Source organism: Prevotella fusca JCM 17724, from assembly GCF_001262015.1.
Classification (GTDB): domain Bacteria; phylum Bacteroidota; class Bacteroidia; order Bacteroidales; family Bacteroidaceae; genus Prevotella; species Prevotella fusca.
On record NZ_CP012074.1, the window covers coordinates 1,059,934 to 1,078,764 of the forward strand.

21 protein-coding genes and 1 tRNA gene are annotated in these 18,831 nt (G+C 43.4%); 12 read left to right on the forward strand and 10 right to left on the reverse strand.

All coding sequences use genetic code 11. The features are described from left to right. Positions 1–256: 256 nt before the first annotated feature. Genes ADJ77_RS04325 through ADJ77_RS04335 form a run of 3 tightly spaced genes read left to right on the forward strand, consistent with a single transcriptional unit; the run spans position 257 to position 3,144 of the window. Positions 257–1,486: a site-specific integrase gene (locus ADJ77_RS04325; RefSeq protein WP_050696067.1), complete on the forward strand. Its 1,230-nt coding sequence runs from the start codon at positions 257–259 to the stop codon at positions 1,484–1,486. A gap of 12 nt (positions 1,487–1,498) precedes the next feature. Beyond that, entirely contained in the window at positions 1,499–2,743 is a 1,245-nt protein-coding gene (locus ADJ77_RS04330) for a site-specific integrase (RefSeq protein ID WP_025077525.1), read from the forward strand. Beyond that, the gene (locus tag ADJ77_RS04335) at positions 2,740–3,144 is read left to right on the forward strand and encodes a hypothetical protein (RefSeq protein ID WP_025077524.1); all 405 of its coding nucleotides are present in this window, start codon (positions 2,740–2,742) and stop codon (positions 3,142–3,144) included. The genes ADJ77_RS04330 and ADJ77_RS04335 overlap by 4 nt, the downstream gene beginning before the upstream one ends. A 218-nt stretch (positions 3,145–3,362) precedes the next feature. Here ADJ77_RS04335 and ADJ77_RS04340 read toward each other — a convergent pair whose 3' ends face one another. The 3 genes from ADJ77_RS04340 to ADJ77_RS04350 are packed head-to-tail and all read right to left on the reverse strand — an operon-like array spanning position 3,363 to position 5,512. Then, positions 3,363–4,265 (reverse strand): radical SAM mobile pair protein B, encoded by a 903-nt coding sequence (locus ADJ77_RS04340; RefSeq protein WP_025077523.1) that lies wholly within the window; start codon positions 4,263–4,265, stop codon positions 3,363–3,365. 17 nt (positions 4,266–4,282) lie between these two features. Then, complete coding sequence (locus tag ADJ77_RS04345; protein ID WP_004384415.1) at positions 4,283–5,047, reverse strand: MBL fold metallo-hydrolase; 765 nt, start codon at positions 5,045–5,047, stop codon at positions 4,283–4,285. Positions 5,048–5,059: 12 nt separating this feature from the next. After that, positions 5,060–5,512, reverse strand: a complete 453-nt coding sequence (locus ADJ77_RS04350) for a cupin domain-containing protein (RefSeq protein ID WP_004384417.1) — start codon at positions 5,510–5,512, stop codon at positions 5,060–5,062. Between the two features lie 119 nt (positions 5,513–5,631). Here ADJ77_RS04350 and ADJ77_RS04355 point away from each other — a divergent pair, with 119 nt between their 5' ends. Next, positions 5,632–6,537 carry a helix-turn-helix domain-containing protein gene (locus ADJ77_RS04355; protein ID WP_007367849.1) on the forward strand — a complete coding sequence of 302 codons (906 nt, stop codon included), beginning with the start codon at positions 5,632–5,634 and terminating at the stop codon, positions 6,535–6,537. 104 nt (positions 6,538–6,641) lie between these two features. On the opposite strand, the gene ADJ77_RS04360 is transcribed toward ADJ77_RS04355, so the two are convergent. Together ADJ77_RS04360 and ADJ77_RS04365 are read right to left on the reverse strand one after the other, a co-directional pair. Next, complete coding sequence (locus ADJ77_RS04360; RefSeq protein ID WP_025077522.1) at positions 6,642–6,947, reverse strand: helix-turn-helix domain-containing protein; 306 nt, start codon at positions 6,945–6,947, stop codon at positions 6,642–6,644. After that, the gene (locus ADJ77_RS04365) at positions 6,944–7,234 is read right to left on the reverse strand and encodes a helix-turn-helix domain-containing protein (protein ID WP_025077521.1); all 291 of its coding nucleotides are present in this window, start codon (positions 7,232–7,234) and stop codon (positions 6,944–6,946) included. Before ADJ77_RS04365 ends, ADJ77_RS04360 begins: the two co-directional genes overlap by 4 nt. A 477-nt stretch (positions 7,235–7,711) precedes the next feature. Between ADJ77_RS04365 and ADJ77_RS04370 the strand changes: the two genes are divergently transcribed. The 6 genes from ADJ77_RS04370 to ADJ77_RS04395 all read left to right on the forward strand — a co-directional run bounded on the left by ADJ77_RS04370 (position 7,712) and on the right by ADJ77_RS04395 (position 13,295). Then, positions 7,712–9,148: a VapE domain-containing protein gene (locus ADJ77_RS04370; protein WP_025077520.1), complete on the forward strand. Its 1,437-nt coding sequence runs from the start codon at positions 7,712–7,714 to the stop codon at positions 9,146–9,148. 182 nt (positions 9,149–9,330) lie between these two features. Next, positions 9,331–10,287 (forward strand): toprim domain-containing protein, encoded by a 957-nt coding sequence (locus tag ADJ77_RS04375; RefSeq protein ID WP_025077519.1) that lies wholly within the window; start codon positions 9,331–9,333, stop codon positions 10,285–10,287. Between the two features lie 4 nt (positions 10,288–10,291). Further along, on the forward strand, positions 10,292–10,753 hold the full coding sequence (locus ADJ77_RS04380; protein WP_025077518.1) for a DUF3408 domain-containing protein: 462 nt from the start codon (positions 10,292–10,294) through the stop codon (positions 10,751–10,753). A 342-nt stretch (positions 10,754–11,095) separates the two neighbouring features. Further along, entirely contained in the window at positions 11,096–11,527 is a 432-nt protein-coding gene (locus ADJ77_RS04385; protein ID WP_025077517.1) for a plasmid mobilization protein, read from the forward strand. After that, entirely contained in the window at positions 11,511–12,572 is a 1,062-nt protein-coding gene (locus tag ADJ77_RS04390; RefSeq protein ID WP_025077516.1) for a relaxase/mobilization nuclease domain-containing protein, read from the forward strand. The genes ADJ77_RS04385 and ADJ77_RS04390 overlap by 17 nt, the downstream gene beginning before the upstream one ends. 649 nt (positions 12,573–13,221) lie before the next feature. After that, a tRNA-Met gene (locus ADJ77_RS04395) sits at positions 13,222–13,295 on the forward strand. A 191-nt stretch (positions 13,296–13,486) separates the two neighbouring features. Here ADJ77_RS04395 and ADJ77_RS04400 read toward each other — a convergent pair. Next, positions 13,487–13,654, reverse strand: coding sequence for a DUF362 domain-containing protein (locus tag ADJ77_RS04400; RefSeq protein ID WP_025077515.1), 168 nt, complete (start codon positions 13,652–13,654; stop codon positions 13,487–13,489). Positions 13,655–14,009: 355 nt separating this feature from the next. On the opposite strand from ADJ77_RS04400, the gene porT reads away from it, so the two are divergent. Continuing rightward, the gene (porT, locus tag ADJ77_RS04405; RefSeq protein WP_050696068.1) at positions 14,010–14,756 is read left to right on the forward strand and encodes a type IX secretion/gliding motility protein PorT/SprT; all 747 of its coding nucleotides are present in this window, start codon (positions 14,010–14,012) and stop codon (positions 14,754–14,756) included. A gap of 159 nt (positions 14,757–14,915) precedes the next feature. Next, on the forward strand, positions 14,916–15,248 hold the full coding sequence (locus ADJ77_RS04410; protein WP_025077514.1) for a hypothetical protein: 333 nt from the start codon (positions 14,916–14,918) through the stop codon (positions 15,246–15,248). 396 nt (positions 15,249–15,644) lie between these two features. On the opposite strand, the gene ADJ77_RS04415 is transcribed toward ADJ77_RS04410, so the two are convergent. The 4 genes from ADJ77_RS04415 to ADJ77_RS04430 form a co-directional block, all read right to left on the reverse strand. Continuing rightward, positions 15,645–16,484: a bifunctional metallophosphatase/5'-nucleotidase gene (locus tag ADJ77_RS04415; RefSeq protein WP_025077513.1), complete on the reverse strand. Its 840-nt coding sequence runs from the start codon at positions 16,482–16,484 to the stop codon at positions 15,645–15,647. A gap of 20 nt (positions 16,485–16,504) precedes the next feature. Further along, the gene (locus tag ADJ77_RS04420; RefSeq protein ID WP_025077512.1) at positions 16,505–17,269 is read right to left on the reverse strand and encodes a 5'-nucleotidase C-terminal domain-containing protein; all 765 of its coding nucleotides are present in this window, start codon (positions 17,267–17,269) and stop codon (positions 16,505–16,507) included. Positions 17,270–17,580: 311 nt separating this feature from the next. Further along, on the reverse strand, positions 17,581–17,943 hold the full coding sequence (gene rplS, locus ADJ77_RS04425) for a 50S ribosomal protein L19 (RefSeq protein WP_025077511.1): 363 nt from the start codon (positions 17,941–17,943) through the stop codon (positions 17,581–17,583). 131 nt (positions 17,944–18,074) lie between these two features. Next, positions 18,075–18,809: an acid phosphatase gene (locus tag ADJ77_RS04430; RefSeq protein WP_050696069.1), complete on the reverse strand. Its 735-nt coding sequence runs from the start codon at positions 18,807–18,809 to the stop codon at positions 18,075–18,077. Positions 18,810–18,831: the final 22 nt, after the last annotated feature.

Below are 18,831 nucleotides of genomic sequence, written 5' to 3' on the forward strand. Positions count from 1 at the left end.
ATGTAAACTAACTGATAATGAGGAGGAAATGCTCTGATTTGCATGATGCTGCATTGTTTGTAAAAGGCAGGAAAGTGCAGATTTAGGCAGAAGTTCAGTTACCAGAGTGTTACCTTGTTTTGATGTAGGTAACGATGGTGCAGTATTCGGTAACTGAATTATTTCCACTCGTGTGGCTGTTGCTTTGGTCGGCAGTTTTCTGCGTAAGTGAGGAACGCTTTAATTCGGGTAACTTTACCCACAAATATTAAAGCGTATGAAAACAGAGAAAATGAAGGTGTTGCTCTACCTTAAAAAGAGCGGTCTGGACAAGTCGGGCAAGGCTCCGATTATGGGACGTATTACCATTGGGCGTTCCATTGCCCAATTTAGTTGTAAACTATCTTGTAATCCCGATTTGTGGAATCCCCGTGAGAGCAGGATGAACGGTAAGAGTCGTGAGGCAGTGGAGATTAACGGAAAGTTGGAGAATTTGTTACTTTCCATTCAATCGGCTTACCAATCATTGATTACCAAAGGTTGCCCATTTGATGCAACCGATGTAAAGGAGCAGTTTCAAGGCAGCGGGCAGGCAAGATGTATGCTCATCGAGAGATTGGATATGCTCATCAAGGAGAAAGAAAGTCATATCGGTATAGACATCAAGAAAGAGTCTATGTCCACCTATTATTCCACTCGAAAACGATTACAGGAGTTTATTCTGAAGAAGTATAATGTTTCAGACATGGCGTTCTCCCAATTGACCGAGAACTTCATATATGAGTTCCGCCAATACTACTTGGGGGTATGTGGCTTCCAAGAAAGTTCTTTCTTCGCAGTGGCATCACATTTGAAAACGGTTTGCAGGTTGGCTTACCGTGAGGGAATAGCCGATACACTGATGTTTGACAAAGCCCACATAGAAAGAGGAGATAAGAAAACGCCGAAGGCACTCAACAGGGAAGCCTTGGAGAAGTTAAAGGTTCTCCGCTTTGATGATTTGGAGGAGGAAATGGAAACGGCAAGGGATATTTTTCTCTTTGCCTGTTATACCGGTGCTGCGTATTGCGATTTGATGAAACTAAGCAAATCTTATCTTGTCCGTGATGACGAGGGAAATTTATGGCTGAAGTTCTATCGTCAGAAGACAGGGGTACTATGCCGCATCAAATTGCTGCCCGAAGCCATCAGGTTGATAAAAAAGTTTCACAGCGATGAAAGGGAAACATTGCTCCCCTATGTCAAGTACAAGAACTATCAGACCTGCCTGAAAGCCCTACGGCTACGTGCAGGTATCCCGTTTCTCTTTACCACGCATACAGCAAGGCACACCTTTGCCACCCTTATTACTTTAGAACAGGGCGTACCGATTGAAACGGTGAGTAAGATGCTCGGGCATACCAATGTAAGCATGACCGAACGTTATGCAAAGGTAACACCACAGAAACTCTTTGAGGAGTTTAACTGTTTCCTTTCTTTCACAGAAGATTTACGTTTAACCATTTAACCAAGATTTTTTATGAGAAGTACATTCAAGATATTGTTTTACATCAACAGACAGAAAATAAAGGCAGACGGCAAGACCGCCATTCTCTGCCGTATCACCATAGACGGAAAGAGTACCGCCATTACCACAGGCGAGCAGTGCAAATCCTCCGAGTGGAACAGCAGGAAAGGACTGACAACCGACAAGAAGACCAATCAAAGAATTGGCGAGTTTAAGGAACTTGTAGAAAAGACCTATCAGGATATTCTGATAAATGACGGGGTGGTAAGTGTGGAAGTGCTCAAGAACCGTTTGCAGGGAGTAGCCGCTACGCCGACAACACTTCTTGCCATGAGCAAAGCCGCACTGCAATCCGTTAAAGAGTGCGTGGGCAAATCGAGAGCTGAGGGAACCTATCAGAATCTTCTCTATTCAGATAAGTTACTTACGGAGTTTGTAAAGGATAAGGGAATGACGGATATAGTCATAGCCACTATACAGGAAGACTTGTTTGAAGAATACCGTTTCTATCTGAAAAAACGAGGCTTGGCAACAGCAACCATGAATCGCTATCTTTGTTGGTTGAGTAGGCTGATGTACCATGCGGTCAGTCAAAGAATCATCCGTTGCAATCCCTTTGAGAATGCCAAGTATGAGAAAGGGGAACAGAAGATACGCTTTTTGCAAAAGAGCGAAGTATCTAAACTTATGGCATTGAGAGTACTTGATAAGGAAGCAGAACAAGCAAGACGGCTGTTTGTCTTTGCCTGTTTTACAGGTTTGGCTATTGCTGATATGGAACATTTGCAATTTGGACATATCCAAATGTCAGCAGACGGACAGAAATATATTAGAAAGGAACGGCAGAAAACAAAGATGGAGTTTATTGTGCCCCTGCACCCGATAGCAGAGACCATCATCAATCAATGCAAGAAAGAACGACCGAGCATGAAAGAAATACAGACGGTGAAAGGAAAAGGCGACGACTTTATCTTTCACTGTGCTTGCAGCCGTAGCGTGATGAGTGCAAAGCTGAGCATCGTGGGCAAGGCTTGCGGTATCAGAGAACGGTTGTCCTACCACATGGCAAGGCACACGTTCGGCACGATGAGTTTAAGTGCAGGAATACCTATCGAAAGCATTGCCAAGATGATGGGGCACGCCTCTATATCAAGCACACAGATATATGCGCAGGTGACGGACAATAAGATTTCGGAGGATATGGACAGACTGATAAGGAAACATCAAAAGGAGGAAACAATGGGGGAAACCGTATGAAAGTCAATTACCATCAAACAAAAGGAGACCGCAGTTATTTCGAGTGGGGCGACAATATGCAAATCATTCGCAAAGGCAAAGGCGAAATCGCCATGACAGAGAGCGAATTGGTAGAATTCTTCTGTGTAACATGGAGGAAACTCAATTATCGTCTGCAGCAACTACTAAAAGTATCTTCCCTACGTCCCGATGAAAGGGATACAGGAGAGTTGGAAGTATTCGTGAACGGACGGCTACAAGGTTATGCTCCGCTTTATCCGCTTTCAATCATCATCGCTTTGTCTTATCAATTGGACAGCATGGAAGCATACTTCTTCAGGAAATACATCTGCCAAGAGTTACAACGTCCTGCATCTGTGATGGAGCAGATATTCCTATATGGAAGTGGCTGTATCAATTGATATGCTTTTCTCTTTCACCGATATTATCTTACTACATAACTACAAGGAAAGGTAATACGGTGAAAGGAAAGGGTTGGTATTGTAGTCAGAAAGTAGGAATGGTTATTACTATCGTCTAACTACACACAACTATGTTTTTGAGGCCTTCAAGTATACCGAAAGCCTTATAAGTAGTTATTCTCCAAGTAGTCTATCAACAGTAGAGATACGCATCTGTTTTATTGCATAACATTCCTTTTACCCGTATTTCCTGACCCTCTGATTTCTTCGTGATAAAGATAATTCACTATCGAGGGATGTCCTTTGGGACTTCGTTCGTAAGGCAATTCATTATCCACATACTTACATTGAGCCTCCTGCGCCATTTCCGCGGCCTCTTGCTCTAATTGCTTCCAATATGTTCGGTCTTTATGCAAATAGATTTCTTCATAAAGTGGGAACAAATGGGGATAGTATGATTTGATATAACCCATAATGTTAGCCTTAAAACCACCCCGCAGATTGAGGTTCTCAAGCCAAAAGAGGTCGCAAATATCTTTCACTTCATGAAAAATAGCTTTGAAATTGGTGATGCCAGGGAAGATGGGCGACACAAAACAAATGGTTCGGATGCCCGCCTCGTAGACCTTTCGCATGGCTGCGATGCGCCGCTCTATGCTCACGGCCTTGTCCATGTCGGCACGAAATGTCTCATCAAGCGTGTTGACTGACCACGATACGGTGACTTTCTTCATTTGCCGGAGCAGGTCAAGGTCGCGCAACACGAGGTCGCTCTTTGTACAAATGAGTATTTCTGCATCGCTGTCTTTGAGCTCTTCAAGCAGTTTACGTGTCCTGCGGAACGTTGCTTCTTCGGGATTATACCCATCGGTCACTGATCCAATAACCACGCGTTGTCCGGCATATTTCTTCGGATTCTTGATTGCAGGCCAATGCTTCACGTCTAAGAAAGTGCCCCATTCTTCTTTATGTCCTGTGAAGCGCTTCATGAATGAGGCGTAACAATACTTGCAAGCATGGGTGCACCCCACGTATGGATTCACCGAATAGCCACCAACAGGGAGGTTGGACTTGGTCATGATACCACGCACCTCTTTCGTTCCAATGAGTGTTTTTGCCATATATCTTCCTTTATTCTTTATAAATCCTCTACCGTTTCACCGTCTTCAGGAATAAAGACGCGGTCTAAAATTCCTGCCACTTCCGCACGCTTTCTCACCATTTCACGCGTCACGCTATTGTGGTTCACGCCTTCAAGATGCGTCACAAATAACTTTGCATCAGGTGCAGCTGCAGCAACTTTTACCACATCTTCATCGTTCATAATAACGCGTCCACCCAAGCGAAAGCCATTGCCACCAGCATTAAGGGTGATAACCTCGGGGCGAAAACGCTTCAAATTGCGCTTCACACCAGCATACCAGATGGTATCTCCGGCGTGATAGAGCGTCTTTTCTTGTGGATGAGTGAATACATAACCCGCTGTATGTCCGGCAGGATACTTCATGATGAAATTACCATGCTGGCTTTCGGCCTTTTGTATGCTCACTTCCCCAATCCTTGTATTGTCGCCGACAACTTCCACATGATTAAATCCATGCGACATCACCACCTGCCGATTGTTTTCGTCTTGCACAAAAAATCGCATATCTTTAGGCATCATTTCATAGGCCGCCTCATCGATATGGTCATCGTGTAGATGGGTAAGCAACACCGCATCTACACCTTTTAGCATCTCTTCTACAGGAAAAGGTAGTTCATGAAGTGGGTTGCGCAGATGTTGATTTCTACTAAAGGGGAAAGGAGGCATGCAGCCTTTCTTTCCCAACATGGGGTCGATCAGAATTTTCTTTCCCCCATATTCAACGATTATCGTTGCGTTTCTTACTTGTTGGATATTCATTGTTTATTAAAATTAAAGTTTAACATTGGCTTCCAGCATAATACCATCCTTCAGTGGTTCATCATCATCAGAGAACGAATTTGCCTTATATTGTACGCAAAGCACGAGCATTTCGCTGCTGCCTGTGTTCTTGAAAGCACGTTTGCCATTGGGCGCAATTCTCACGATGCTTCCTTCTGAAACGGGAAATCGTTTGCCGTCTACATCGAAAATGCCTTCACCTTTAAGAATGAAATAAAGCTCTTCGTGGGTTTTATGGGTATGGCGTGTGCCATAATCCTGCCCAGCTGCAAGACTTTGGAAAGACAATTCTGCGCCTGTTGCTTGTAGTGCATGTCCGGCAAACATCTTTCCCGGGATAGAGAAATTGCCCATAGCCAACTCATATTCCTTAATTTCATTCAACTTACCTACGTTCACCGTGGTGAAGTTCTCACCTTTTTCTACAATTTTAATTTCTTTCATAATGCTATTTGTTTTGATTACGAGTGCAAAGGTAGTGCATAAAACAAAGACACATTCTACCATTAATAATATATGCTCTACCATTTTGATAAGCCATTAATTATTCGTACATTTGTTGCATGAAATTAGAGAGTCATCCCCAAGAACTTACACAAGTTCCTTTCTGCAAAACGGAATGTGGTGTAGACTTCAACATCAATACCGATACGCACGAGCGTTTGCGGGGCGTATTGATGGAGTATCCGTCTTTCAAAACCAACTTCTTCGAGTTGTTTTTCTTCAGGAAAGCATCCGGGTGGCTGCGTTATGGCTTTCAACATATCGCGTTGAAAGACAATACGGTGCTGATACTTTCGCCGCACATCCATCAGGAGTGGCACATTGATGAAAGCCAAACGGATTATCGTTTCCTTATTTTCCGTGATGATTTTCTTTCAACTTATCTTGCCGATCCTTTCTTTACTTATCGTTTGCTTTATTGCTACCAAACAGATTTCCCACCCTATCTGTCGGCTACAGCTATGGAACAACAAGAATACGAGCGTTTGCTTGTGCGGATAAAAGAAGAACTCAACCATCCTCTTGCCGACAGCTATCACATCATCGTATCCTTGCTTCATTATCTGCTCATGACCCTTAATCGTAGGTATTCTGCTCAATACCATCTGCCTTTTGATGCCCCCAAGAACCACCATGCCTTTGAGTTCAAACAACTCTTAGAGAAGCATATTCGCCAATACCAGCAAGTGGCCGACTATGCAGCCATGCTGAACATCAGCCGCATCACATTGAATGCTTCTGTACAGGCACAATATGGGCAAACGGCCGTACATCTGCTGAAACAACGTCTGCTTGCAGAAATCAAGAATGAAATACTATTCACTGATAAAACTACCAGTGAATTGGCATACGAATTCAATTTCTCGGAGCCGGGACATTTAATGCGTTTCTTCAAAAAACAAACAGGACAGACGGTTACGGAGTTTAAAGAAGAATATAAAGGACAACAGTTTACCGCAGAATAGAAAAATGATTAAACGAAGAACTTACCAATAAACGAACGGCACTTGAAACAGATATATCTCTGCTCAAGTGCCGTTGTCCATTCACCAATATACGCTTATTGCCTTTATCCTGTCTGACTACCCTGATAATTCTCCTCCAGCATCTTCTCCAAGTCCGAAGCCTTGTAGAGTATCTTTCCTGCAAACTGCGTGTAGGGAATGATTCTCCTATCGCGGTAGTCCTGCAAGGTACGAGGACTGATATACAGCCGCTCGCACACTTCCTTTCCTGTGAGGAAAAGTTCGCCTGCAAAGAGTGGTTTGTGCGTCTGCGCCACTTCCACAATCCGTTTTCCTACACCTCTCAACGCTGAGACAACCAGCTGCATCTCGTCCGTCTCCATGTTCAAGTCTCTTGCTGTTTCCATCATATCTGTCTGTTTTTAGGTTTGTCCGATTTCGTAAGAAGCAATGCTTCCACATCCTCGCGCTTGTAATAGCACTTGTGTCCGATTTGCGTAAACGGCAGCACACGCGTATCACGATAATGCTGCAAGGTGCGTTTGCTGATGTTCAGCAGTCGGCACACATCCCCGTTGTGCAGCCAGTCCGTGTGCTTACTCTTCTCTCCGAATGCCTTGTGGCAGCATTCTGCAAGGCTCAAGATTTCATCCCGAAGCTTTGCCCAATTAGTTTCTGTAATGATGTAATAGTTCATAATTTTATATTGTTATTGTTTGTTGTTTCAGGTCTTTCCAGTTTCCATCGGCAAAGATAATGGCGTACGTACATCTCTCAAAGCCGTGGGGAACAGCAGGGAAGTATCGGGAACAATCGGGAAAAGAGCAATCCGTTTCATCGGTTCGCATTTGCGTTTTCCTGCCCCGTCTTTTTTCTTTTATTGCAAAGACAATCCAAGCGAGTGCAGAGGAAAGTTCACTTATCCTTTGCCGAGCGCAGCTTGTCTTATGCAAAATTAATATCGGGCATTTCTTATTCCATCACTTTTCATTCAAGTGGCAGCTTGTGGCACTATGACAAGGACAAAAGAGACAGATTGATACTTTTGCCACTATACAAATAAGGCTAATAAGACAATCAAAGCAAAAGAGTGCATCTGAGAGCAAACAACGACATCCGTATTTCTGCTAACCTATCTTTCCTGTCATCCATTTTTTGCTTAATGAGGCTATAAATACCCTTCTTGACAGCCTGTTCTCCTAAGAATTTTGCAGCGGACGAGCGCAACATTATGCAAGAAGGCTCTGAATGCTTGGAAGTTACGCATTCTCACCCTAACTTCACTCTTGGAAACCAATTCAAGGGAATAATGAAAAAGAACGCAGATGCAGGCAACATAGACAACAGAAGAAATCCTCATCGCAGGGGTAGCTCATCCAAGAACGCAGAGATAGAAAACTACCTCTCCACACACTACGAGTTCAGATACAATACAGTATTGGGTAGAACCGAATACCGAAGTAGGAACAGCGGCATATTTACAAAAGTCGGTCGTTATGAAATCAATACGCTCCGCAGGGAACTTGATTGCGATGAAGGCATCGTAACTTCTTCCGATAATCTCTACTCTATCATCGAGAGCAGTTTTTCTCCGCGCATCAATCCTGTGCAGGAGTATTTAAAAGGGTTGCCATTGATAGATATAGGTGATAGCAGTAGCTGTGATGATGCTGGTTGTAGGGATAGTAATGTGCCTTCTTTTTCACCGAAAGCAATTTCCGATTTGGCAAGCTGCGTTGTTGTCCGTAATTCTAACAAATGGTTGCCGTATCTTACCAAATGGCTTGTGGCGGTCGTCGCCAACGCAATGGACGACCGTGAGTGCCGTAACCACACCTGCCTTGTGCTGACGGGCGAGCAGGGCAAGTTCAAAACTACATTCTTGGATTTGCTCTGCCCACCTGCATTGCATGGCTATAGCTACACAGGCAAGATATATCCGCAGGAGAAGGACACGCTCACCTATATAGGACAGAACCTCATAGTGAACATCGACGACCAGCTCAAAGCCCTCAACAAACGGGATGAGAACGAACTAAAGAACCTTATTACCTGCCCGATGGTCAAGTACCGCATGCCCTACGACAAGTATGTAGAAGAGCATCCCCACTTGGCAAGCTTTGTGGCATCAGTGAACGGCAATGACTTTCTTACAGACCCTACAGGAAGCAGACGCTTCCTGCCCTTTGAAGTGCTTTCCATAGATATTGAGAGAGCAAAAGCGATCTCGATGAACAATGTTTATGCGGAAGCCAAAGCCCTGTTAAAGTCAGGTTTTCGCTATTGGTTTGATGATGATGAGATTGCCGAACTATACAGAGAGAGTGAGGACTTTCAAGTACAGACTGCAGAGATGGAGCTTTTGTTGCGTTGTTTTGAAAAGCCAACGGAGAATGAAAGTTATTCGTTAATGACCACTACGGAGATACTCACTTATTTGGGTATTTATACTCACCAGCTACTTGTTGCCAAGCGTATGGGTGAAGCCTTGAAGAAAGCAGGATACATAAAGGTGAGCAAACGAAGAAACGGTGGTAGCCCCATCTATGTCTACAAGATTAGGAAAATCTTGCCCTGCCCGCTCCTTCAAACTTGTAGTAGCCAAATGTAGTAGAATGTGTAGTATTGTCTTATACTACAAAGTAATACTGATTATCAATCACTTATCACAAAATAGTATGTAGTAAGAAGAAAGATGAAAAAGTTTGGAGGGGGAAAACTTTGGAAAAGGTAAAACCATAAAAACAGACAAACATAAATAATTATCATTCAACCCATTAAAGTATCAAAGCAATGAAAGAAGAAGATTTATCGGCAATCAAGCGATACCCCATCGTAGAGTATCTTGAAAGGAAAGGCATTAGGCCTGTCCGTAAAACATCTACCTATGTCATGTATCGCTCACCACTCAGGGAGGAAACTCATCCGAGTTTCAAGGTGGACACGGAAAAGAACCTTTGGATAGACTATGCCGAAGGCAGGGGCGGAAGCATTATTGACCTTTGTATGCACTTGGAAGGCTGCACGCTCTCGGAAGCCATCTGCCGTTTGGGACAGAACGCTTTAGAGCATACAGCGTACAGCTCCAATTCTCCAAAAAGAGAAATATCCATTAGTCCAAATCAAAGAGAGGATGTAACGGCAAGCGGAACAAGGAGACTGATATGCCTATCAGACACCTTGCCACCGCATTTGCAGGAGTATCTCAAAAAGGAACGCTGCATTGATTTGGAAAAGGCAACACCCTTTCTTAAATGTATCAGTTACGAGGTAAGGGGAAGAAGATATGAAGCCATCGGCTTTGCCAATTCTTCGGGTGGTTATGAACTTCGGGACAACAATACGTTCAAGGGAACGATTGCTCCGAAAGACATCACTCCGATATTTGAGGACATGGAACAGCCTGTCTGTTTGTTCGAGGGATTTATGGACTTTCTCTCTTTTCTTTCAATGAAAGAGGAAGTAACCAACCAATGCCTTGTGATGAATTCCGTAAGTAATGTAGCAAGAAGTATTCACTACCTGAACAAAAGAGATATAACCTCAGTTCGTACTTTTCTTGACAATGACGATGCAGGGCGAAAAGCTGTGCAGGAATTTGTAAACACAGGTTTTAAGGTAGAAGATATGGCTGTGTATTATGGAGACTTCAAAGATCTCAACGATTTTCACGTCAGACGTGTCCGTGGGCAGGAGAAATCTCAAAATACAAGCAACAAAATAAAACAAGTCAAACTTAAAATAAGATAGAGTGATGAAAAAGGAAAGAAGAAACATGGAAGAAATAGATCGTTTCATAGGAGAAACTTTTGGCGTAAGCCCGGCTAAAAGTTCAAACGAACAAACCGCCGCTAAATTTCGGGCGAGGGGAATGAAAAATATTCAAGAGCAAAAACAACAAGAAACAGGACATGCCATAGAGCATGCCACGCCATCCGAGCCTGTACTGCATACAGAGCATGCAACTATTCAACGACGCATCAGTGCCAAGATGAGAAAAGAGACACTTGACGCATACAGGCAGGCGTTCCTTGTTCCAACAAAGCTAAGTGAGAGAAAGGCGGTCTATCTGAGCAGGGAAACACAGGAACGTGCGGACTTCATTGTCCGTAGATTGGGAGATAAAGGAGCCAATGTCTCGAGCTTCATCGAAAACCTTGTGCGTATCCATTTGGAGGAATACGGTGAGGATATAGAAAAATGGAGGAAGCTGTAAACAACAGAAAAACGGTCAAGGACTATCGAGTAAAAGGATGTCCCTTTCACTCAAAATCCTCGACCGTTTTAGGGTAGTACCAACAACAGATTTTTACTGAACACATTGAACGGTGGGAATGCCACGAACACAGTTAATCTTCTGAATGCATAGCATTCATTTTTGGACGGCAAAACGCTTTATGCGTAAACGGAACGTTAGCTGACATTGCAAGACGTCAGTTTGTACCCACAAACTGCGCTTGCTCCCCTCGTTCGGTTATCGGGGAGATTAGACCGTAATCACTCCGTTCTCATCGGTCAGCCATCAGAAATTAAGCAATAACGAAAAGAGGACTTTTATATGAACAGATACAATAGCAAGACTGCCCGATGGCAGCAGCAGGAGAAGAAAGAACAGCTGATGAAAAAGACTGAGTTCATCAAGGTAAGGTGTACCTTAGAGGAAAAGCAACGCATCAAGTCAAAGGCGGAAAGTACAGGAAGAAAGTTCTCAGACTACTGTCGTGAGATACTTCTTAATGGAGAAGTGAGAGCTGTCCCTAAGATGACCGACAATGAAAGGGAAGCCATCGAACTACTCAGACGAACGGCCTACTTCTTCTCACATATTTCCAATCTTATCAAGGTAAAGGATGATGCATGGGTACTGATTACTCAAAGTCTTTCCTATCTGGCAAGGGAGGCATTTAAGCGTTTCTTCAATCCCAAATACCACATTGAGGAAAGGGCAATTAAACTCTTAAATTTGATGGAGAATGATAGGAAAGTGTAAGGCGATAGCGCACGGAAGCACGGCTTTAGACTATATTTTCAGAGAGGGCAAGCTCGGTAGTCGGCTTGCCTTTCACAATCTTTGCAGCAGGGAACCGAAGGCTATCTACGAGGAAATGAAAGTGGTCAGCGATTACAACACACGATGCAGAAACAAGTTCCTCCGCATTGAAATCGGTATAGCACCTCAGGATGAGAAGAAACTACCCGTATCTGAACTCATGCGGATAGCCCATCTGTTTGCCAAACAAATGGGACTTGACAACCACCAATGGGTAGCAGTAACGCACAAGGACACCGATAACAGGCATATCCATATCATTGCCAACCGCATCAGCCTGTATGGGGAGGTCTATGACACCACTTTTGTAAGCAACAGGGCAGCAAGAGTGGCGGAGGAAATAAGTCGCTCGAAAGGCTTGACCATTGCAAAGGAGGTCAGGGCGGAAAGGAAGCATCAGAAAGCAAAAGCCAATCCTAAGAGAGAGCAAACAAAGAAAGAAGTACAGCAAATCTGTTATGCCTTGTTGGATAAATATAAAGGCGGTGGCATATCAGGGCACTCCATGTTTCTCTACGAATTGAACAAGAACAACATTATCATAGAGCGCATGAAGAACAAACAGGGAAAAGTCTATGGTTTGAAGTTCTCCTACTGTGGCCAGACATTCAAAGCTTCCGAAATCGGCAGAGAGTTCGGCTACCGTTCCCTGCAGAAAAACTTTGAACCAACCAACAGGAAAGAACCAAAGAAACCACACCAAGCAATGCAGGAGGCAACTGAAAAGAAAGAACAGCCTGATACAGGTTATCAGCTTGTACCCAAAAGCCGTTTCACTGTCTTACGAGACAATGATACTCCACGAGCGCAGAACTCCATTGGTGCAGTGGCAGACACCATTGTTAGTGCAGCCGATGAAGTTGTGGAAGGGTTAGGCGATTTGATTACACCATCCACACAGGGCAATGACTATGCTGAAACAGCGTGGCAGCGCAAGCTCAGGAACCAAGCCAACAGAAAGAAAAAACGTGGAAGAGGATTATAACTCACGCCTAAGAAAAAATGCAGAAAGAAGGATATCTCATCAAGAACGCTTGTTATTCGGTAACAAAGTATTATCTTTGCAAACAGAATAACAAGCGTTCTTTGTTAGGCAGAAAACAGCGAAGCCAAGTAGCTCGCTCGTTTCTAAATCGTTACCAGCTTAGTTGCACAAATAACGCAACTTCTTTATTTTCAATTAGATACATTTTAATAATTATCTTGCATTGTAAACAGGCATAAGCTACCATACAAATAGCCGTTAGTTGCAATTCTGCCAAGCCCGTTTAGCGTAGCCATTCCCCATTGCATAATACCGACAGAAGGCATCAATTGTTTCAGAAAGGAGCAGCGTTCTGCATCAGCCTTCTTCCGCTTAGCTTAAACAGGATGATACATCTAAAACGGGTATAGCCCCCGTTTTATTGTCTCCACCGTTTTGTTTTGCACAAACAGGAAGTTCCCACCAAGGCTCAGAAAGCCATCTGCCATGCGGTTCTACAGCTTGTACAACAGCCTCTTCTCCCCCTTCTAACGGATGCAAATATAAAACTTTTTATTGAATATCCGTTAAAAAAGTGACTTAATATTTGCGAGTATGACTTTTTCTTCATACCTTTGCACCCGCTTTCAAGAACGAAAGTCAGACGGATGGCGGGATAGCTCAGTTGGTTAGAGCGTCGGATTCATAATCCGGAGGTCCGGGGATCGTAGCCCCGTCCCGCTACATTTAAATTAAAAGGAGTTGTGGTTTTACCGCAACTCCTTTTTTTCTTTTTCCAAAAACAACACGTGGCTCTGCCACTATCACCCCCCTTCCCCGTGAGCATACGACCTGACTAAAGCCACCTGTCAGCCAAACAAAAAGGCGAGTCTCTCGACTCGCCTCGTGAATTTAATCAGTAACAGGTTTGAACCTTATGGGAGGCTGATAGCCTCGTTAGGACAAACTGATGCACAAGTACCACACTCTGTGCATGCATCTGCATCAATCTTATAGATGTCGCCCTCAGAGATTGCCTCTACTGGACACTCATCGATACATGTACCGCAAGCGATACAGTCATTGCTAATTACGTAAGCCATAATATAAATAATTTATAATGTTAATAATGTTCTTGTACTACAAACAGGCTTGATACCTAAATTTGATGATGCAAAGTTAGAAATAATTTCTTGAATACCTAAACTTAATAATAAAAATTACAAATATTTAGACGGCATAAAAATAAAAAAAACGAATCAAAAAGCAATATAAAAGACAGACAGCTTGTCAATTACACAAACAATGCCCTTACTAAGAGAAAGCTATTTATCCTCTATTTTAAATAAAAAATTTCTAATTAACGCCTACCTAAAAAGAATGATAAGCCTAAAAAGATAGACGACAACTTCAATAATATAAACAATAAAACCAGGAGAAATACGTTTGAAGAATGATATGAAAAGAATATTAATCTCCCTCACCCTATTGACTGCCGTACTTTCATGCCACGCACAGGAGCGAAGAGTACAGAACCGCCCCTACACGGATTTGCGTGAGTTTCATTTCGGTGTACTCGTCGGTACACATCTGCAAGACATGGAACTCAACAACGTAGGACCACAGATAATCGACCTTGATGATGGTAACGGACCGGTTCAGAAAGTCGTTTCTGCCGACCAAGACCGTTGGGATGCAGGATTTACTGTAGGTGTATTGGGTGAATTGCGCCTCAATTCAACCTTTCAGTTGCGCATGGCTCCAGCCATGTACTTCGGCACACGCCACCTTACTTTCCACAATCTGACTGACCGCACAATACAAGGAGAACCTACCGAACAGGTACAGGAACTGAAAACGGCATACGTTTCCTGCGCCTTCGACCTCATTGCTGCTGCCCCACGCTTCAACAACCATCGTCCTTATGTGATGCTGGGCATCAACCCTATGCTCAACCTTTCGGGCAAGGATAATGATTACATCAAGCTGAAGCGGAGTGATGTGTTCTTAGAGGTGGGACTCGGATGCGACTTCTACCTCCCTTATTTCAAACTGCGTCCAGAGCTGAAGTTCATGTATAGCCTTACTAACAGCCTCGACAAGAACCACGCCAAGAACCTTCGTGACAAGAACATGCTTATGTACACCAACTCTGTCAACGAAACACGTGCAAAGATGATTGCCCTCACTTTCTACTTTGAATAACCCTTAAAACAACAACCACAGACTAAGGAAAGACCAAGGAAAGTATTTACAGAAACAACTAAAATCCATGTGAATTTGAAGTTGAACTCCAAGCTCACATGGATTTTAAGATAAAATTAGTATCTTTGCAGCATTACAAAACCAAAAACTACACAACGCATGAGAAAATCTATCATCCTAATCATCGCACTGGCAGCAAGTTTGAATATGAGTGCACAAACAGAAGAAAAGCAAGATAGCCTGAACATTCCTGTATATCTTGTAGATGGTGTTGAGGTTCAGAGTATCAATGATATTGACCAGAAGGACATCATCAGTGTAGATGTAATCAAGAACAGTGACCTCACAAGGCTGTTCTATCCACGTACCGGTGGTATCGTCAGAATTACAACCAAATCAAAGAAGTACTTGAAGCCTATCGTTCAAAAACATCAGGAAGAGACGAAGAAGGCGAAGGACAACAAGAAGTCTGGACAGATTTACATAAGATAAAGGTCATCACAACCATCTTTAATGACATCCAATAGTAGTTGTAAAAACCACATTTTACAACTATTGGAATTGCTTCTTATACATCAAAAAGCCTGTAGTTCCGAATTATTTTCACGAATAAAAGAATTTATTTTCATGAAAAGAAATATTTATTTTCATGAAAAGAAATATTTATTTTCATGAAAATAATTTGAAAAGAACTGCTTTCAATCTCTTCTATCATCCTCAAGCAGGTTGCATTACAAGTATGAGAACGCTGTACAATACGTATATTCGTATTCCCCAGCAACCTGTCAAAGGACATAAAAGACTGTGGGCTGCATCAATAAGATTGCCACTGACAACCTTATTGATGCAGCCCACATTAATTCTATATTGGTCTGTCGAACGAAAGACTTACTTTTTCTTCTTTAAATCAAGCACCAACTTACCTACGAAAATGGCATGCTTGCCGTTCTGGTCATTACCAATCATCTTGCCGTCAAGGTTTTTCACATACTCAAGTTTATTGAAGTAGGTGTGTGAATGACCGCCAAGAATAAGGTCAAGACCACGCGTGCCTGCCATAACTTCCTCATCGCTGACCCCTTCTATATTCCATCCAAGGTGAGAGATACAAATTATAAGGTCACACTTCTTTGCTTTCAGCTCGTTGATAACCTTCTGCGCACAAGCTACAGGGTCGTTATAAACAATAGGACCGTAGTTCTTCTTCACAACCAGACCGTCCAACTTTGGACCAAGCCCGAAGACACCGATTTTCAGTCCGTTGCGTTTCAAGATGATGTAGGGTTTAACCAGTTTCTCCAATTCTGTACCCTTGAAGTCATAATTGGCACAGACAATTGGGAAGTTAGCCTTCTTGAAAAGGCGTACCATATTGTCCAGGCCGAAGTCGAACTCATGATTACCAATCGTAACAGCATCATAGTGCATCTGATTCATCAGTCCCACCTCGACATCACCCTTGAACATTGTATAATAAGGTGAGCCCTGCGAGAAGTCGCCACTATCAAAGAGCAGCAGGTCAGGTTGCTTTGCACGCTCTTCCTTGAGCATGGCAATTCGACGCACAAAACCACCACGACCAGCCTTCATCGTATCGGCAAGGTTAGGATTGAGCGGATAAATCTGACTATGCGTATCATTGGTATGAAGGATTGTCAGCTGCTTATTCTGTCCGAAAGCGACTACTGCCAAGAGACAGAAAGTAATCAATAATATATTTCTTTTCATTTTTCTAAGTCGTTAAATGTTTATTCCACACGGATACGTCCCTCTTTATGTGCATTGACTATCTTGCCTTGAGCCGTCTGTTCCTTAAAATAATTCATGATGATGAAACGTGTATTATTGCTACTCTCCTGTGGTGACACAACGCCTGTAGCTGACTTGAAAGCCTCCATCTTGTCATTGCCCTGCGCCAGATAATCAAGCGTAGAGATGCGGTAAGTTGCCTTCGGGTCGATTTCCTTACCATGCAGACGGGCTGACTTCAGCTTATGGTTACGGGTGAACACAAGCTCTACGCCATGACTGACAGCCTCTCCACCAGTGTGTGCCATCTGCGAGAACAGCTCCAGGACTTTCTCGCCTGTAAGCGTCACAAAGCAGATTTTGTTCTCAAAAGGTGCTATATCAAGCACGTCACCAAATGTAACCTTACCCTTTGAGAGTGCTGCACGAATGCCTCCCATATTGTAAACACCAAAGTCAACTTTCTCATTATAGTCACGTGCTGCCCATACCATGATGTCTGCCAGCAGGTTTGACAGGTCGCTCTCCGGGCGGTATGCCATCATATCGTGGTCTACTTCGCCCACAACAGGTCCCATCACCGAGTCAACCTTATGCTTGAAGGGTTCCATAAACTTTGCAGCCTCAGCACTGGGAGCTGCATCATACCGTCTGTCAACCAACACACGTGTGCGCTGAATGCCCGATAACTCATAATGCGAAGCACATCCAGTCGCCATGAGCAGTACGGACAATCCAAATAGATAAATCGTTTTCCTATACATATTATATTATTATTATTGTTTTGCAAAAGTAAGAAAAAAAAACGAAGAAGTCCATTTCTGTAAGGAAAAAGATGGTATAGGGGAAATATGAACAAAGCATCTGATTCTCCATACAAAACGGCTCTTAACATGGGCTTTACGACCACCAGGCAGACAGAAAGTTCAGCCTTACCCTCCCTGCAAAGAGAGAGAGAACGGGAGCAGCATGACTTCTGCAAGTTCCGTAAAAGAAAGCCTTTCCTTCCTGACAGATAACAAAAAAGCCCGGAACCAAAAGTTCCGGACTTTTATTTTCTTGGATTTCCAAGGGATTACTTCGCAGCAGCAACAGTTCTTTTCTCCTTGATGCGTGCAGCCTTACCTGTGAGTTTGCGCAGGTAGTAGAGTTTCGTACGACGAACCTTACCATGCTTGTTCACCTCGATAGAATCGATGTTTGGTGACTCCAATGGGAAGATACGCTCAACACCTACGGTGCCAGACATCTTACGAACAGTGAAACGCTTCTTCTCACCATGACCAGAAATCTTGATAACTACGCCACGGTAGAGCTGAATACGATGCTTGTTACCCTCGACGATTTTGTAAGCGACAGTGATAGTGTCACCAGCCTTGAACTCTGGGAACTGTTTGCCGGTTGCAAATGCTTCTTCAGCAACTTTAATTAAATCCATTTTTTGTTAATTAAATATTGTTTGTCGTTCCAACGTAACGTAATCCATGACTCTTCCACGATCAGCGGTTACGCCGAAAAGCGGTGCAAAGTTACTGCTTTTTTCTGAACCGACAAAGTAATTCTGCGCTTTTATTTCTTCTTTGTACCCAACAGATTAGCAATCTCCTTCTTGGCTTTTGCCATCTGTTTCTGGAAAGCTTCTGATGCGTGAACGGCTGCATAGCCTACACTTGCGCAAAGGCGACCTGCGTCAACATCGCTCTGATAATGATAACCACAGATAACTCGGCTTTGACCATATTCGTAAGCGCGGGTCATAATCTCATTGCCACGTGCCGGGTTCAGCTCTGTCAGTGTAAGACCGAAGATCCATCCACGGCAAGTATGGCCAGAAGGGTATGAACCATTGTTAATCAACTCTGCTTCGAACTGTGGCTGGAGAGTATGCTCATGGAACTGTGCGAAAGGACGCTTACGCATATACTTTGCCTTTGCACGGTCTACAGCATGGTTACCATCCATACCAATCATGCAGATAAGTTTGTAAGTTTCTGGTGTCTTCTCTGGTGTGATAAGCATACCGAAAGCTGGCGCAAAGCCTACGAGAACTGAGTCAACATCAAAGTATGCATCGAACTTAGCCTGATCAGCACGTTCCTTATTCTCTCTCATCTTGCGACCCCACCAGTACTGACGGAAGTCATAATCAAAGTGGAAAGATGCTGTGTCGGGAGGTGCTGGAAGATAGATACCTGCGTCTGGCATGTCTGCCTCTGGGATGAATGACTGATTTTTGTAATCCTGAGCATTTACGGTCATGCAGATAAAGAGCATGATGACATTGATTAATAAACTTTTCTTCATAATAGTAATGTTTTAAATAATT